Raw genomic sequence first — 14,561 nt, forward strand, 5'->3', positions numbered from 1 at the left:
ATTTTAAAGAGACAGAAGGAGGGAGAAAAGAGATGTGTGAAATCTGGGAAGAGATTAAGCAAAAAGGCATTATTGAAGGCGAGGCCATAGGAGAAATGAAAGGAATGGTAAAATCAATACAAAAGTTAATGAGTAAAAAAGGATATACATTGGAAGAAGCGTTTAACTTTTTTGATATACCAGAAGAAGAGCGTTCAATATATATACAAAGAATGATTTCATAAAGGGAGTATCAAAAAAGTGAGATAATCTTAAATATTTGACTTTTATATATTATTTTATGATATTTCAATTAGATGTTTTATTGAAGAATGAAATGACATGGTCAATTTTTGAACTTGTCATTTTTCATATTATTATATCAAAATTTAATAGTATATGTATTGCTTCTTCAATTTAAAGAGAGTATTTTAGGTAAATAAAAAAGATTTAAAGTATTTGTTTATATATCTCAACACTTTAGATCTTTTCATTAAATTAACTTTAACTTATGACGGTTTACTTTATTTCATAAATGGTGCATATTCTAAACGAATGAAATATCCTTGATCATGATCACAAACAGGACATTTTTCTGGAACTTGTGTCCCTTCAAAAATAAATCCACAATTAAGGCACATCCATTGAATTGAAGAAGTTGATGAATATAATTCATTGTTTTCAATCCATTTTGCTAATTGACCAAAACGATCACCATGTGTTTTTCAATATCTGCAATATTCTTAAAATCTTGTGAAACTTTTAGGAAGCCTTCTTGCTTAGCAACTTCAGCAAAATTTTTATAAACATCTTCATATTCTTCATACTCATTATGTCTAGCATATTCTAATAATGTTTTGACATCGTTAGATAAATCAACTGGATAACCACCATCAATAAAAATAGTCTCACCTGCCATTGATTCTAAATGATTATAAAATATTTCGGCATGCTCTTTTTCTTGATTAGCTGTAAATAAGAATACATCTGCAATCATATGTTGTTTTTGTTTAACTGCTTCTCCAGCTGCAAATGTATAACGATTTCGAGCTTGTGATTCTCCTGCAAAGGCACGCATTAAATTCTCTTTCGTTTGACTTTCTTCAAATTTGATACTCATTTGTATCCCTCCTTCAATAAACTCAGTATAAACAATAATAAAAAGAATTATTCTGTATACATTACAAAATAATTCTCTTTTTGTATAAATCCATATTTCTCATAGAGTCTCATAACCTCTTTTGATGAATATAAACAAATCATTCCAACTTGATTTTGACCAATCAGTTCATCAATCATTTTTGTCGCAATACCTTGATGATGATAATGATGATCTACTCAAACATTTATCAATTGTCCTACTTTACCACTCAAATTTTAATGAGAAGGCACAATTGTGTATTGATAAAAGATTACTCCTGAGCATATCCTAGAAGGATCATAACTTGATGAGTAAGAAAACGTTCTAATTTCTTAAATTGTTTTCTCTTCAATTTTCTACTTAGAAAACATTTTTAAATCTTTGATTCTTAAATCAACAAGTTCATCTAAATCTTTAATTATTGGAAATTGTATCATAGTATTGTTTCTCTTTCTTATTTAATAACCAAACAACAATAAGAATACAAAGAACTGGTTCTACAATCATCAATAGAAATGTATTCATAAGATTACTACATATATAATCGATACAATAAATATCAATTAATGGCGCAATGGTTATAAAATGAATAAAAACACTTAAAATGAAAAACTCGATTAATAACATTGTATATTTAAGTGCAGTATTTTTCATTAATATTCGCCTCTTTGATGAAAATCTTTTTTATTTCCTGTAATCTGATGTCTTTCTCCCAATTTTTTTTCTATATCTTCCACTGTAATATTTTGATTGGCCATAAGAACATAGACATGATAAAACAAATCACTAATCTCACCAATCAATTCCTCATTATCACTATTTTTAGCAGCAATAATTGTTTCACTTGCTTCTTCTCCAACCTTTTTACAAATCTTATCTATACCTTGTTCAAATAAATAATTTGTATAAGATTTCTCCACAGGATGCACTTTGCGATCTTCAATTAAATCATAGAGTTCATGAAAGATATCAAGATTCTGATATGGCATAATTTCATTAAAGAAACAAGAATATGTTCCTGTATGACATGCAGCTCCAATTTGTTCAACATAAATCAATAGTGTATCTTCATCACAATCCAAATACATTCCTTTAATATATTGAAAATGACCCGATGTTTCTCCTTTATGCCATAATTCATTCCTAGAACGAGAATAGTAATAAGTTTCTTTTGTCTTTAACATTCTTTCATATGCTTCTTCATTAACATAGGCAAGCATCAAAACCTCTTTTGTATGATAATCTTGTATAATGGCTGGTACTAAACCATTCCCCTTTTCAAAATCTGGTCTCATATATTTCTCCTTACTGGTATAGAATGTTTTGCACACTCTTCCTTAACTTGATCAATTGTTGCTTCACCATAATGAAATAAAGATGCTGCTAAAGCGCCATCACAATTTGTTTTTTTAAAAACATCAACAATATCCTGAATATCACCACAGCCACCACTTGCAATGACAGGAATTGAAACAGCATTCATCACAGTATTCAACATATCTATATCAAAACCGTCACGTGTTCCATCGCGATCCATAGAAGTCAAAAGGATTTCACCAGCACCTAAAGATTCACACTGTTTCACCCATTGAATCAAATCAAGTCCAGTATTTTGACGCCCTCCTGCAATATAGACATCATACCCACTCTTATCATCACGTTTTTTTGCATCAATAGCGACAACAACACACTGAACACCAAACTCATCAGAAGCTTGTTTAATGAGTTGAGGATTCTTAATGGCAGCTGAATTAATGGAAACTTTATCTGCACCGCTTGATAATATCATTCTAAAATCATCAATTGTACGAATACCGCCTCCAACTGTCAATGGAATAGATAATTCACTAGCCCCTCTTTGTATCAACTCTCTTATAATATCACGTTCTTCATAAGTTGCTGTAATATCTAAAAAAACAACCTCATCTGCACACTGTTCATCATAACGTTTAGCAATCTCAATAGGATCACCAACATCCTTTAAACCAACAAAGTTTACACCTTTAACAACCTTACCATCTTTAATATCTAAACAGGGGATGATTCTTTTCGCAAGCATGATATCACCTCCTCCAAATTAATTTTTCCTTCATAGTAAGCTTTCCCAACGATACATCCATAATAGCCTAGTTCATTCACTTTGTAAATATCCTGAGCATCTTTAATACCACCAGAAACGACAAACTGAAGATGACAATGTTGAGCAATATTCTTATACAAATCAAACGATGGACCACTTAGTGTTCCATCTTTAGAAATATCAGTGCAAACTATATATTCAACACCTAACTTCTCTAGTGCCTCTAAAAAATCTAAATAATGTGTTTGGGTATTAACGAGCCACCCAGATGTTGCAACAAACTCATCCTTAACATCAACCCCTACGACAATACGAGTTGGACCATATTTATCAAGAGCTTCTTTTAAAAATTCAGGATTTTCAATTGCAGCTGTTCCTAAAATAACCCTATCTATTCCAATCTGACTTAAATATAAATCAACCGTCTTCATATCTCTAATGCCACCACCCAATTCCACTGGAATCGATAATGATTCTTTAATCTTTTGTATCGTTTTGAGATTCGTTGTTTTACCATCTTTGGCACCATCTAAATCTACCACATGTAAATAATCTGCACCCATGTTTTCAAATTCTAAAGCAATATCAATAGGTGAAGTAGAATAAACCGTTTTTTGTTGATAATCCCCTTTATATAAACGGACTGCTTGTCCATCTTTTAAATCAATCGCTGGTATTAAAATCATTTGATCATCTCCTTAAATGCTAATAATATTTTTTTACCAACTTCACCACTTTTTTCTGGATGAAATTGACACCCCATAACATTCTCTTTTGCAACAATTGCTGTAATTTTCTCACCACCATACTCACAATAAGCAATGAGTTCCTGACTAGGTACATAAGCCATATAAGAATGAACAAAATAAACAAAATCTTTTTCTTTTATATTTTGAATAAGAGGATGATCTTGATGAAAACAAAGTTCATTCCATCCCATATGAGGAATTTTATCATCTACTTCCATCAACCGAATTTCTCCATCTAAAAATCCTAATCCTTTACATTCTTTAATTTCCATACCCTTTTCAAAAAGAATCTGCATGCCTAAACATATACCCAAAATAGGGATACCAGCATCTTTTCTTTCCTTTAATATTGTCATAAGATCAAACCTTTTCAAATTGTCCATAGCTACAGGAAAAGTACCAACACCTGGTAAAACAATTCCTTTTGCTTGCCGTATCACCGCATGATCACGACTCACGATTGTTTCTACACCAATACGTTCAAAAGCATTTTGCACACTTTTGAGATTCCCTACATTATAATCAATAATAACAACCATCTTTTATCCCCCTCCTGCATTTTACAAAAGACCTTTAGATGAAATAACCATATCCTTATTCTTTTCATCAATCATCACAGCAGTTTTTAAAGCACGTGCAAAACTCTTAAAAATAGCTTCAATAATATGATGTGTATTCTCACCATAAGCTTCATGAATATGCAATGTTATTAACGCCTGATCACTGACAGCTTTGAAAAATTCTTTTGTCATTTCTGTTTCATAGTTTCCCAAAACGAGCATTGGTAATGTCACTTGATAAACAAGATAAGGACGTCCACTTAAATCTAAAGTTGTTGTGACAAGAGCTTCATCCATTGGAATCGTCATTTGCCCATAACGAGTAATTCCTCTTTTATCTCCTAAAGCATTTTTCAAACATTGTCCCAAAACAATTCCTAAATCCTCAACTGTATGATGACTATCGACCTTTAAATCACCTTGACAACTGACCTTAATATCAAACCCACTGTGAAATGCAAGAAGTTCAAACATATGATCCATAAATCCAATACCAGTATCAATATTAGCTTGACCATTACCATCTATATTTAATTCCATACTTATTTTTGTTTCTTTTGTTTCTCTCATTATTGAACTTGTACGCATTTTATTCCTCCTCGAATCTCACTGCAACACTATTTGCATGAGCATCCAATCCTTCCAATTTTGCAAACTTTATAACATCATCTTGAAATGTCTCTAAAACTGCTTTGGGATAATAACTATAAGATGAATATTTTACAAAGTCATAAACTCCCAAAGCACTATAAAATTTTGCTGTGCCACCTGTTGGAAGAACATGGTTTGTTCCTGACATATAATCTCCCAAAGGCTCAGGAGTATATTCACCTAGGAATATAGATCCAGCATTTTGAATCAAAGGGAGTGTATTCATAGGATTTTCAACCAATACTTCTAAATGTTCAGGAGCTAAATAATTAGAAACCTCGAAAGCCTCCTTAAGACTCTCTACAATAATAGCTCCTCCATAATTTTCAATTGATTCCTTAATAATATCTGTTCTTGATAAATAACTTAATTGACGTATCAATTCTTGATTCACTTTTTCCACCAAAGAAGATGAAGTTGTAACAAGAATAGCACTTGCCAATTTATCGTGCTCTGCCTGACTCATCAAATCAGCAGCAATATATTTAGGATTAGCTTTTTCATCAGCCACAATTAATATTTCACTAGGTCCTGCAACCATATCAATATCAACCATTCCATAGCAATTCTTCTTTGCAGTTGCAACATAGATATTTCCTGGTCCAACAATTTTATCAACCTTAGGTAAAGTGTTTGTTCCCATTGCAACACCTGCTATGGCTTGAGCACCACCAACTTTATAAATTGTATCAATACCACAGACATAAGCTGCTGCTAGAATTGTTGGATTCACTTTCCCATCAGCTTTTACAGGGGTGATAATAATCAAATTTTTAACACCGGCTAGTTTCGCTGGAACAGCATTCATTAAAACAGTTGATGGATAAGTTGCTGTTCCACCAGGTACATATAAGGCGACTTTTTCAAGTCCACGTACAAGTTGTCCCATCATGACTCCATTACCCTTATACATTGACCATGATTTATCAACTTGATTTTTATGAAACTCTGTAATCTGTTGTTTTGTGCGTTCCAAAATACGCATAAAATCTTTACCAACTTCTGAAACCCCATCTAAAATCTCCTGCTTTGTCACAACAAAATCTTTAGGATTATCAATCATAAAGCCATCAAATTTACGACAATACTTCATTAAAGCTTTATCACCATTCTTCTTGACATCTTCAAGAATATCATTTACAGAATCATTCACCTGTTTCGAGATATCTGCTTTACGTGATGAAAATTTCACAGCAATATCATCAAAATTCCCCTTAAAATCTAATACTTTTAACATTCTCATCTTCTCCCTTCAATGCATCAATCAAATTAAATATTTGGTCTTTTTTAAATTTCAAACTTACTTTATTCACAATCATCTTTGTTGAAATATCACTAATCTTTTCTATCACTTCTAATCCATTAGCCTTAAGTGTTGAACCTGTTTCAACAATATCAACAATAGCATCACTTAATCCTACAACTGGTCCTAATTCAACAGATCCCTCAAGTTTAATAATTTCAACATCCTCTTGCTTAGATGTAAAATAATCTTTAGCAACTTTCGTATATTTAGAAGAAATTCTCTTCCTTCTTTTGAATTCTTTATTTCTATATTCTGGATAAGCAGCAACTGCAAAATAGCACTTCCCAATTGCTAAATCTAACATATCATAATAATCATGAAAATCACTATCATCTAAAGTATCTTGACCAACAAAACCTACATCAACAATACCGTGTTCTAAAAAAGTTAAAACATCATTGGCTTTAGCAAAAATCATTGATAATCCATCTTGAGTTTCAATTAATAATTCTCTGTCTTTGTGAAAAATAGGCTCCATATCAAAACCTTGCTTAGCTAACAATTGACAAACCTGTTTTTCGATACGCCCCTTTGTAATAGCAATCTTAAGCATTGTTTTCTTCCTCCTTTTCAAGTGCCTTTAAGATATGACTCAAATCATAACTAAATCCAATAGCTGGAACAACTTTATGAAAATGATCCATCAATTTATCATATCTACCACCATTTATAATTGTATCTGCACTATATGGAGAATAACCTTTAATGATAATACCTGTATAATATTTCATACTAGGAGTCATTGCTAAATCAAAACTAAAGAACTCTTTTTTCTCTAACTTGTCATAAAGATCTCTAAGTTCAAGTAAAGCATCTTTTAATTGTTGATCTTGTATCATCATAATCATTTGATTTAACATTGCTATATCTCCAAAGCATCTTGGCAACTGAATAAGCAAATCTTTAAGAGGACTTTGAATACCTTTTCTATCTATTAATATTTTCATAGAAGATAAATCTCTCTTCTTTAAAATATCAACAAAAGAAGTATCATCAACCAATTCGCATAGTCTTTTATAGAATTTAGCTGAACTCATTTCAATCTTTATATCTTTTAATCCTAAATAAGATAATGTCTCTTGAATAATATGCAAACATTCTATATCACCTGCAAATCCAGCTTGTCCTAATAACTCTATTCCAGCCTGAAAAAACTCACTGCTTCTTCCTTTATGACGTTTTTCTTTACGATAGACATTTCCAAAATAACAATATCTCTTAACTCCTATTTCTTTTTGACTACTATATAATCGTGCCAAAGGAATAGTGAAGTCAGTCCTTAAAGCAACTCTTTTTCCTTCAAAATTAATATATTGAAACATTTTTTCCTCTTCAATTCCACTATCTAAAGCATTATATAAATCAACATATTCAAAAGAAGGCATCAAGACTTCTAAATAATCATGCTCAACAAATACTCTTCTTAAATCATTTTCAATCTTACGTAATGTAGATACATTATTCATAATTGCATCTATACTTTCTTCTGGTATCAAATATTTATATTCTTCCATTTTTTATCCCCTCTCTTATAAAAAAATGACGAGTCTTAATGACTCGCCATATAAACCTCTAAGCCATCAGATACAACCAAATTTTATATACACAAAATGGGTTGTATCTATTCTTTTAGATATAACCCTAGTTGTTCCAATGATGGTGATGAAATTTTGAATATAAAATTGTGTTTTTCATAAATATCACCTCATTTTTTACTATTCTAACACATTTTATACAATAAAAAAAGAACTTTTTTGAAAAAGTTCCTATTCTTTTTTGAATATCTCTTGATATCTCAAAACTTTGTGTTTTTCTGTCTGCTCTTAAGACATACAAGTGATTTTTGTTTAACGCCAATATCCTTAGCAATGACATCACATTTCACCATCAACAAGAAATAAAGACTTTGTTTTAAATCTTCACTTAAACTTTCATAATTTGCCTGACCCTTGCATATGACTACATCAGCTTGATGATAAATCTGTTGAAATTCCAAACTCGTTCTTGGTAAAATTGTGCCTAAAGAATCATCACCATTACTGATAATATCTGCATATTTATCCATTCCTACAAAATAAGCATCTTCTTCTATAGAATCATTTACAACGGCTGATCCTCTGACCCCAAAATAAATATGAAGTTGAGGATTAAGCTCTTTTATCTTTTTAATAAGTAATAAATCCAAACAAATTTCACCACAGTTATCTCCTAAATATAATAACATTTTAGCTTTTTTTAAATCACATATACATTGTTCGCTATCATCAATAGTGAATTGATATGTATCTATCTTTTCAAACCACTTCATAATGTCTTCTACATTTTGATTATGCATAGGATTAAAATCTATAATATTGCCTATAATTGCATACTTCATTGCTTCTATCAAAGGATTATAAGAACTATCTATTTTTTGTTCAAAAAAACTCTGTTCTTTAAGAAACAATTGATTATAATACTGTCTCAATTGATTATAGGGATCATCATTACCAATATGTTCTTTCAATAAACGAAAAGTTGCACCAATAATTTCTGGATTTGACTCCGTAAAATCTAACTGACTCAAATATTGAAAAACTCTTTGATAAAGTCTATTTGTATGAGTTGCTTCTGTCATCTTAGCAACCCTAACAACCTGATTGACCAAACAAGGTAAACATTCATCATGCATTTTCATATTCTTTTCCTCCAATCAAAAGAAACTCTCAGTGAGAGTCATGATTTTTCAAAGATTTATATGTAGATATAAAAAGATCACTATTAAATACATAGATATGACTAATATGTGTATGTTTAATCACTACATGATGCTGTGATTTTTTTTCAACAAATTGGATATCTTTATATTCAATCATAGTTGGAAGCATGGCAGCCACTTTCCATTCATAAATCATCATAACATCATCAAATAATACCATCTTATATCTTAATAATAACAAAAATAACGCTATTAAAGATAACATAAGAGCTCCTATCATTTGTGTTCTATGGTCCTCTAACCCACAATAAACAGCAACACCTAAAAAAGCTATAAAAATAACGAAACAAACCAGAAACATTCTATATTCTTTAAATTTTTTATTCATTTTTATCACCATTCATAGTTTATCATATTTCTTCTTAAAACAAAATGATTATCTTATTTTATGGAATTCTAAAAAAAAATAATAATTTTTTATTAAAATGTTTGTTTTTTATTTATTTTTGTATATAATAGGAAAAAAGGAGGATTCATACTATGAAATATATTGAAAAAGTATTAGATGAAGTGAAAACTAAAAATGCAGATCAACCAGAGTTCATTCAAGCTGTTGAAGAAGTTCTTGAAAGCTTAGAACCTGTTATTCTTGCTCATCCTGAGTATGAAGATATGGCTATTCTTGAAAGACTCGTTGAACCAGAGAGAACTTTAATGTTTAAAGTCCCATGGCAGGATGATAAAGGAAAGGTGCAAGTCAATAGAGGTTACCGTGTACAATTCTCAAGTGCTATTGGACCTTATAAAGGCGGATTAAGATTACACCCATCTGTTAACTTAGGTATTATTAAATTCTTGGGGTTTGAACAAATTTTTAAAAACTCATTAACAACTTTACCAATTGGTGGTGGTAAAGGTGGTTCTGATTTTGATCCACAAGGAAAATCAGATGCAGAAATTATGCGTTTCTGTCAATCATTTATGACTGAATTATATCGTCATATTGGACCTGATGTTGATGTACCAGCTGGGGATATTGGTACTGGTGCTAGAGAAATTGGATATATGTATGGACAGTATAAACGAATCAGAGGAGCATTTGAAAATGGTGTTCTTACTGGAAAACCAATGCCTTATGGTGGTTCTTTAATTAGACCAGAAGCTACAGGATTTGGTGCTGTATATTATGGTAAAGAAGTATTAAGTCACTTTGATGACTCTTATGAAGGAAAAACAATTGCCTGTTCAGGTTATGGAAATGTTGCTTGGGGTGTTTGTTTAAAAGCAAGAGAGTATGGAGCAAAAGTTGTTTCTATTTCAGGTAGAGATGGTTACGTTTATGATCCTGATGGAATTGTAACTGATGAAAAAATTGAGTTCTTGGTTCAAATCAGAAGTCACAACAACGTCAAACTAAAAGATTATGCAGAGAAATTCGGATGCGAATTTCATGCTGGTGAAAAACCATGGGGATTAAAAGTTGATATGGCTTTCCCTTGTGCAACTCAAAATGAAATTGGACTTGACGAAGTGAAGCAATTGGTTGCTAATGGAGTCAAATATATTATTGAAGGAGCAAATATGCCAACAACTCCTGAAGCCATTACTTATTTCCTTGAAAACAAAGGAATTTTAGGACCTGCAAAAGCAGCAAATGCTGGTGGAGTTGCTGTTTCAGCATTAGAAATGGCACAAAACTCAATGAGATATAGTTGGACAAAAGAAGAAGTAGATGCGAAATTACACCAAATCATGATTGATATTCATAATTCTTCTGTTGCGGCAGCTGAAAAATATGGTTTAGGATACGATTTAATCAAAGGAGCAAATATTGCTGGTTTTGAAAAAGTTGTTGCTGCCATGATTTCACAAGGTATTTATTAAAGAAGTTCACAAAAGTGAACTTTTTTATTTTGTAAACGAATGACTACAGATATGTTACAATAATGATATAGACAAAGATATGAACATGTTAGATAATAACAATGAAAGGAGATTTCTATAGAATTTGGAGAAAGATTAAAAATGTTAAGAAAAGAAAAAAAATGTATCAATACTTTCATATGTCATATGAGGAATGATTACAAATCAAACATATTCAAAAGAAATCATATCCACCATATATATTCAGTCTCATTTTTAGTACTATCCTTCTTTTTGCCCAATATCACTCAAGACTTTGCAGGCTCTGCTATTATTATAACACCAGCTAGATTGTGCTTATTTTCATGCATTATTGGATTATTATTCTCATTCTTTCTCATTTATAGAAATCATCGGAAATAAGATATGAAAAAACATAAAATCATTTTCTATTCATTATTTTTATTCATGATTATTATTATGACTATTCAATGCATAAGTATATCTACAAGTTTTGGAAGCTTTCCTTGGTGGGTTGGTATTCTTTTTCCTACTTGTTTTATAAGTCTTCCTCTATTCTTCTATGCACTCTATTTAGCCATTATATATAAATACTACCAAGAATTTATATTCATATCAATTTTTATTACAATTCAAATTATCTGTATTTTTGCATAAAGAAAACTCTCATAATGAGAGTTTTTTATTCTTCAGCAGGAAGTTCTTTTAATTCAGTTTCACCTGTTACATATTTTAAAATTTCAATAGCAGCAGCTTTAGGACCTTCATGCTCATTTCCTTTAATTCCAAGTCTAGTACGTAATTGACCAACTTTAACACCTTGTTTAAACATTCTTTTAAAATAATCTTGTAAAATAGGCTCAGTTTGATCTCTTCTTTGAACAGGACCGAATGGATTTGCAAAATAACTTTCTACAATTCCCATTTCTGTTGTTGTTCCTTTTGCCATACGTGCACCAGCTCTAAAGACTTCTAAAGCATCATCAGCATTTTCAAAGAAACTTAATGCTTCATCTTTATCTTCATAGTTGTTAGCATATAAGAACATATCAACATCATGTTTAGCTACAACATCTTTATAGTCTGTAATAGGAATAACAATACGAGCATTCACTTTATCAGGATTCATAAATACAGATCTATCCAATTCCTTAAAGCTATATCCAGCATCTAAATCATCTAAACGAACAAAAGCCCCAATTTCTGTTCCAGATGTTTTTACTTGTCCTTTTTCATCTAATGAAAGAACTCCCATATCATCATAGATTGTCTTCAAATCAGTAATATATGCAGCCCCATAAACTTTAATCTGTTCAATAGTTTCACTCTTTCCAGCACCACTATCTCCCATAACAACAATATTCTTTGTTTCTCCATTATGGAGAGTCATTTTCACCATTGCTCCATGAATTGGTAATTCTCTATGATTGATTTTTTGGACATTATGCAAAGTTAAAACCATTTTTTTCATATAACCAAAATAATCAAAATCATCATTTGCTGATAATAAAGCAACAATCATATCATTTGTTTCATCTTGGTAGAATGCCTGATTATCCTTCCCATCCTCATAACCATAGACATAGATCAAATCTGGTTTTCTATTTCTATATTCAGATTCATCTGCTAAATCAAATAAATTACACAATGTAACACCTTGTGCCATAAATTTGACATTAAAATAAATAAAACATAATAAATCTCCAACCTTGGCAGGATAACAGAACCATGAATCTGAATCAAATTTCTTATCTTCTATTGGATTTGTTTTCATCTCAGGAAAAACACCATCTCTTTTATTACGTTTAGAATAAGCAATAAATGGTGGATGAATAACCACAGATTCAATAAATGGGATTTCATCTAAATTACGATATTCATATGGTAAAAATGGTCGCATATGTGTCACAGTTAATCCAGCATTCACCCCTGCTGTAATTTGACGCATAACTTTATCTTTTTTACCAAGTGCTCTTTCGATGGTACGATAGACTTCCAAAACCAATTCTTCAAATTCATTTTGGGCATCAGCAAATTGAACATTTTGATAACCAGCACGTTTCGTTTCATTAAAAACAACTGCATATCTTTGAAGACGTCTCCAGAATAAGTAAATATCTTCAACAAGTGCAATGAACATATCATTATCTTTAAAATATTTTTGAGCTTCTGGACGAATACTGCAAACTTCATCAACAGACATAACTAATAATAATTTAAAGATTCCTCTTAAGTTTTCTAACAAATCAACATCATCTTCTTGAATACTATGAAGATATACATAAATAGTTGTATCTTTTCTTTTTATATTCCTAATATATTTTTCTAAGACTTTTGCAAAAGATTCACTTTCTATCAATTGACAGCGACTTTGACAAAACTCTTCTGAGAAATTTAAAATAGCATTACCTCTTGTGACATTAAATTTATACGCCATAATTCCACCCTTCCTTTAGATATATCAATCTATATCCCTTTTGATTATCATACATTCTATCAAAAAAAGTTCTCCTTGACTACTAAAAACGTAAAATTTATTCAATGATAGCGTTTTTATTTTTAAAATTTATCTTTTTTTCATTTTTTAATACTATTTTTTCTATAAAATAGACAGATACATATACATTTTTATGAGAAATATAAATATCATGACTATTCTTTCTTAAATCTATACTATCATTATTGTATACAATCCTTCCTCGACCATAATCAAAATGATAGTCGCTGTCGCTCAATTGATATGTTAAAGTGTGCTTATTTTGATCAATATAGACACGAGCATTCTTATCCATAATCACAACCATATTATACATATCATTTAATGATGCATACCATATATCATCTTTTTGAAATGCTTTCAAATCAAAGGTATAGATTTTGTCATTCTGACGATAACTTGCAACATATGTTTCTATCTTTCCATTATATTCTTCATCATGAACTTTATGCGACATCAAATATATAAACAAGCCAATAATAATGCTGACAATAACTCCGACAGTTATCAAACGATCATATCTGATTTTCATTTTTTCTCCTCCAAAATAAAAAGGTCTTATCAAAAGACCTTAAAAAACACACGACCAACAACCTGATCATCAAAATCAATATATCCAATCATTCGTGAATCTATACTATTATTACGGTTATCTCCCATAACAAAGACTTTTCCTTCTGGTATATCATAGGCAAAATCTTCATTGCCTACCATCGCTTCCTTGATATAGTCTTCATTCAATAATTCTCCATTACGATAAAGTTTATTGTCTTTCATTTCAATATGATCACCTGGTAATCCTATAATTCTTTTAATAATTTGATCTTCTCCAGGACTCACATGATATGCCACAACAACAATATCATTATAAGAAGGCTGTCCTTTCTTATAAAAGACTTTATCTACAAGAATAATATTACCATTATGATAAGTTGGTTCCATTGAAGCACCAACAACACGAGAGATTTGTATAAAATAAAGGACTGCTAAAGTGAATACAACTGTTATAATAATCA

17 protein-coding genes and 2 pseudogenes are annotated in these 14,561 nt (G+C 30.8%); 2 read left to right on the forward strand and 17 right to left on the reverse strand.

The window, feature by feature from the left end; genetic code table 11:
- Window positions 1-224 (forward strand): annotated as a pseudogene (locus tag AC5M21_RS14890) (PD-(D/E)XK nuclease family transposase); the annotation flags it as partial.
- 279 nt (window positions 225-503) lie between these two features.
- On the opposite strand, the gene AC5M21_RS14895 reads toward AC5M21_RS14890, so the two are convergent.
- From AC5M21_RS14895 to AC5M21_RS14960, 14 genes and pseudogenes are all read right to left on the reverse strand, one after another.
- A complete protein-coding gene (locus tag AC5M21_RS14895) occupies window positions 504-620 on the reverse strand; it encodes a rubredoxin-like domain-containing protein (RefSeq protein WP_493531518.1) in 117 nt (38 codons plus the stop codon).
- A 53-nt stretch (window positions 621-673) separates the two neighbouring features.
- On the reverse strand, window positions 674-1,099 hold the full coding sequence (locus AC5M21_RS14900) for a rubrerythrin family protein (protein ID WP_493531519.1): 426 nt from the start codon (window positions 1,097-1,099) through the stop codon (window positions 674-676).
- 47 nt (window positions 1,100-1,146) lie between these two features.
- A pseudogene (locus AC5M21_RS14905) lies at window positions 1,147-1,305 on the reverse strand (GNAT family N-acetyltransferase); the annotation flags it as partial.
- 229 nt (window positions 1,306-1,534) lie between these two features.
- Window positions 1,535-1,774 (reverse strand): hypothetical protein, encoded by a 240-nt coding sequence (locus AC5M21_RS14910; RefSeq protein ID WP_008788338.1) that lies wholly within the window; start codon window positions 1,772-1,774, stop codon window positions 1,535-1,537.
- Window positions 1,774-2,415, reverse strand: coding sequence for a bifunctional phosphoribosyl-AMP cyclohydrolase/phosphoribosyl-ATP diphosphatase HisIE (gene hisIE / locus AC5M21_RS14915; protein ID WP_008788337.1), 642 nt, complete (start codon window positions 2,413-2,415; stop codon window positions 1,774-1,776). Before hisIE ends, AC5M21_RS14910 begins: the two co-directional genes overlap by 1 nt.
- Entirely contained in the window at window positions 2,412-3,179 is a 768-nt protein-coding gene (gene hisF, locus AC5M21_RS14920; protein ID WP_008788336.1) for an imidazole glycerol phosphate synthase subunit HisF, read from the reverse strand. Before hisF ends, hisIE begins: the two co-directional genes overlap by 4 nt.
- Window positions 3,149-3,886 (reverse strand): 1-(5-phosphoribosyl)-5-[(5-phosphoribosylamino)methylideneamino]imidazole-4-carboxamide isomerase, encoded by a 738-nt coding sequence (hisA, locus tag AC5M21_RS14925; RefSeq protein WP_008788335.1) that lies wholly within the window; start codon window positions 3,884-3,886, stop codon window positions 3,149-3,151. Before hisA ends, hisF begins: the two co-directional genes overlap by 31 nt.
- Entirely contained in the window at window positions 3,883-4,488 is a 606-nt protein-coding gene (hisH, locus tag AC5M21_RS14930; RefSeq protein WP_008788334.1) for an imidazole glycerol phosphate synthase subunit HisH, read from the reverse strand. Before hisH ends, hisA begins: the two co-directional genes overlap by 4 nt.
- Window positions 4,489-4,509: 21 nt before the next feature.
- Window positions 4,510-5,097, reverse strand: coding sequence for an imidazoleglycerol-phosphate dehydratase HisB (hisB, locus tag AC5M21_RS14935; RefSeq protein ID WP_008788333.1), 588 nt, complete (start codon window positions 5,095-5,097; stop codon window positions 4,510-4,512).
- Between the two features lies 1 nt (window position 5,098).
- Entirely contained in the window at window positions 5,099-6,397 is a 1,299-nt protein-coding gene (gene hisD / locus AC5M21_RS14940) for a histidinol dehydrogenase (protein ID WP_008788332.1), read from the reverse strand.
- On the reverse strand, window positions 6,375-7,019 hold the full coding sequence (hisG, locus tag AC5M21_RS14945) for an ATP phosphoribosyltransferase (protein ID WP_008788331.1): 645 nt from the start codon (window positions 7,017-7,019) through the stop codon (window positions 6,375-6,377). The genes hisD and hisG overlap by 23 nt, the downstream gene beginning before the upstream one ends.
- Window positions 7,012-7,980: an ATP phosphoribosyltransferase regulatory subunit gene (locus tag AC5M21_RS14950; RefSeq protein WP_008788330.1), complete on the reverse strand. Its 969-nt coding sequence runs from the start codon at window positions 7,978-7,980 to the stop codon at window positions 7,012-7,014. Before AC5M21_RS14950 ends, hisG begins: the two co-directional genes overlap by 8 nt.
- A 281-nt stretch (window positions 7,981-8,261) precedes the next feature.
- Window positions 8,262-9,143 (reverse strand): damage-control phosphatase ARMT1 family protein, encoded by an 882-nt coding sequence (locus AC5M21_RS14955; protein WP_008788329.1) that lies wholly within the window; start codon window positions 9,141-9,143, stop codon window positions 8,262-8,264.
- Between the two features lie 28 nt (window positions 9,144-9,171).
- Window positions 9,172-9,552, reverse strand: coding sequence for a hypothetical protein (locus AC5M21_RS14960; protein WP_017144158.1), 381 nt, complete (start codon window positions 9,550-9,552; stop codon window positions 9,172-9,174).
- A gap of 152 nt (window positions 9,553-9,704) precedes the next feature.
- Between AC5M21_RS14960 and gdhA the strand changes: the two genes are divergently transcribed.
- Window positions 9,705-11,048 (forward strand): NADP-specific glutamate dehydrogenase, encoded by a 1,344-nt coding sequence (gene gdhA / locus AC5M21_RS14965; RefSeq protein WP_278666185.1) that lies wholly within the window; start codon window positions 9,705-9,707, stop codon window positions 11,046-11,048.
- Between the two features lie 682 nt (window positions 11,049-11,730).
- Here gdhA and AC5M21_RS14970 read toward each other — a convergent pair.
- The 3 genes from AC5M21_RS14970 to lepB all read right to left on the reverse strand — a co-directional run bounded on the left by AC5M21_RS14970 (window position 11,731) and on the right by lepB (window position 14,559).
- Entirely contained in the window at window positions 11,731-13,485 is a 1,755-nt protein-coding gene (locus tag AC5M21_RS14970; protein ID WP_008788326.1) for a hypothetical protein, read from the reverse strand.
- A gap of 97 nt (window positions 13,486-13,582) precedes the next feature.
- Complete coding sequence (locus AC5M21_RS14975; protein ID WP_008788325.1) at window positions 13,583-14,077, reverse strand: hypothetical protein; 495 nt, start codon at window positions 14,075-14,077, stop codon at window positions 13,583-13,585.
- A 29-nt stretch (window positions 14,078-14,106) separates the two neighbouring features.
- A complete protein-coding gene (lepB, locus tag AC5M21_RS14980) occupies window positions 14,107-14,559 on the reverse strand; it encodes a signal peptidase I (protein WP_493531520.1) in 453 nt (150 codons plus the stop codon).
- Between the last annotated feature and the right edge of the window lie 2 nt (window positions 14,560-14,561).

This window comes from Coprobacillus sp., from assembly GCF_984815275.1.

What these genes read in the sequence shown, in the direction of transcription:
- AC5M21_RS14895 (WP_493531518.1), bottom strand. Translation starts at nt 620, where the DNA reads ATGTGCCTTAATTGTGGATTTATTTTTGAAGGGACACAAGTTCCAGAA.
- AC5M21_RS14900 (WP_493531519.1), bottom strand. Translation starts at nt 1,099, where the DNA reads ATGAGTATCAAATTTGAAGAAAGTCAAACGAAAGAGAATTTAATGCGT.
- AC5M21_RS14910 (WP_008788338.1), bottom strand. Translation starts at nt 1,774, where the DNA reads ATGAAAAATACTGCACTTAAATATACAATGTTATTAATCGAGTTTTTC.
- hisIE (WP_008788337.1), bottom strand. Translation starts at nt 2,415, where the DNA reads ATGAGACCAGATTTTGAAAAGGGGAATGGTTTAGTACCAGCCATTATA.
- hisF (WP_008788336.1), bottom strand. Translation starts at nt 3,179, where the DNA reads ATGCTTGCGAAAAGAATCATCCCCTGTTTAGATATTAAAGATGGTAAG.
- hisA (WP_008788335.1), bottom strand. Translation starts at nt 3,886, where the DNA reads ATGATTTTAATACCAGCGATTGATTTAAAAGATGGACAAGCAGTCCGT.
- hisH (WP_008788334.1), bottom strand. Translation starts at nt 4,488, where the DNA reads ATGGTTGTTATTATTGATTATAATGTAGGGAATCTCAAAAGTGTGCAA.
- hisB (WP_008788333.1), bottom strand. Translation starts at nt 5,097, where the DNA reads ATGCGTACAAGTTCAATAATGAGAGAAACAAAAGAAACAAAAATAAGT.
- hisD (WP_008788332.1), bottom strand. Translation starts at nt 6,397, where the DNA reads ATGTTAAAAGTATTAGATTTTAAGGGGAATTTTGATGATATTGCTGTG.
- hisG (WP_008788331.1), bottom strand. Translation starts at nt 7,019, where the DNA reads ATGCTTAAGATTGCTATTACAAAGGGGCGTATCGAAAAACAGGTTTGT.
- AC5M21_RS14950 (WP_008788330.1), bottom strand. Translation starts at nt 7,980, where the DNA reads ATGGAAGAATATAAATATTTGATACCAGAAGAAAGTATAGATGCAATT.
- AC5M21_RS14955 (WP_008788329.1), bottom strand. Translation starts at nt 9,143, where the DNA reads ATGAAAATGCATGATGAATGTTTACCTTGTTTGGTCAATCAGGTTGTT.
- AC5M21_RS14960 (WP_017144158.1), bottom strand. Translation starts at nt 9,552, where the DNA reads ATGAATAAAAAATTTAAAGAATATAGAATGTTTCTGGTTTGTTTCGTT.
- gdhA (WP_278666185.1), top strand. Translation starts at nt 9,705, where the DNA reads ATGAAATATATTGAAAAAGTATTAGATGAAGTGAAAACTAAAAATGCA.
- AC5M21_RS14970 (WP_008788326.1), bottom strand. Translation starts at nt 13,485, where the DNA reads ATGGCGTATAAATTTAATGTCACAAGAGGTAATGCTATTTTAAATTTC.
- AC5M21_RS14975 (WP_008788325.1), bottom strand. Translation starts at nt 14,077, where the DNA reads ATGAAAATCAGATATGATCGTTTGATAACTGTCGGAGTTATTGTCAGC.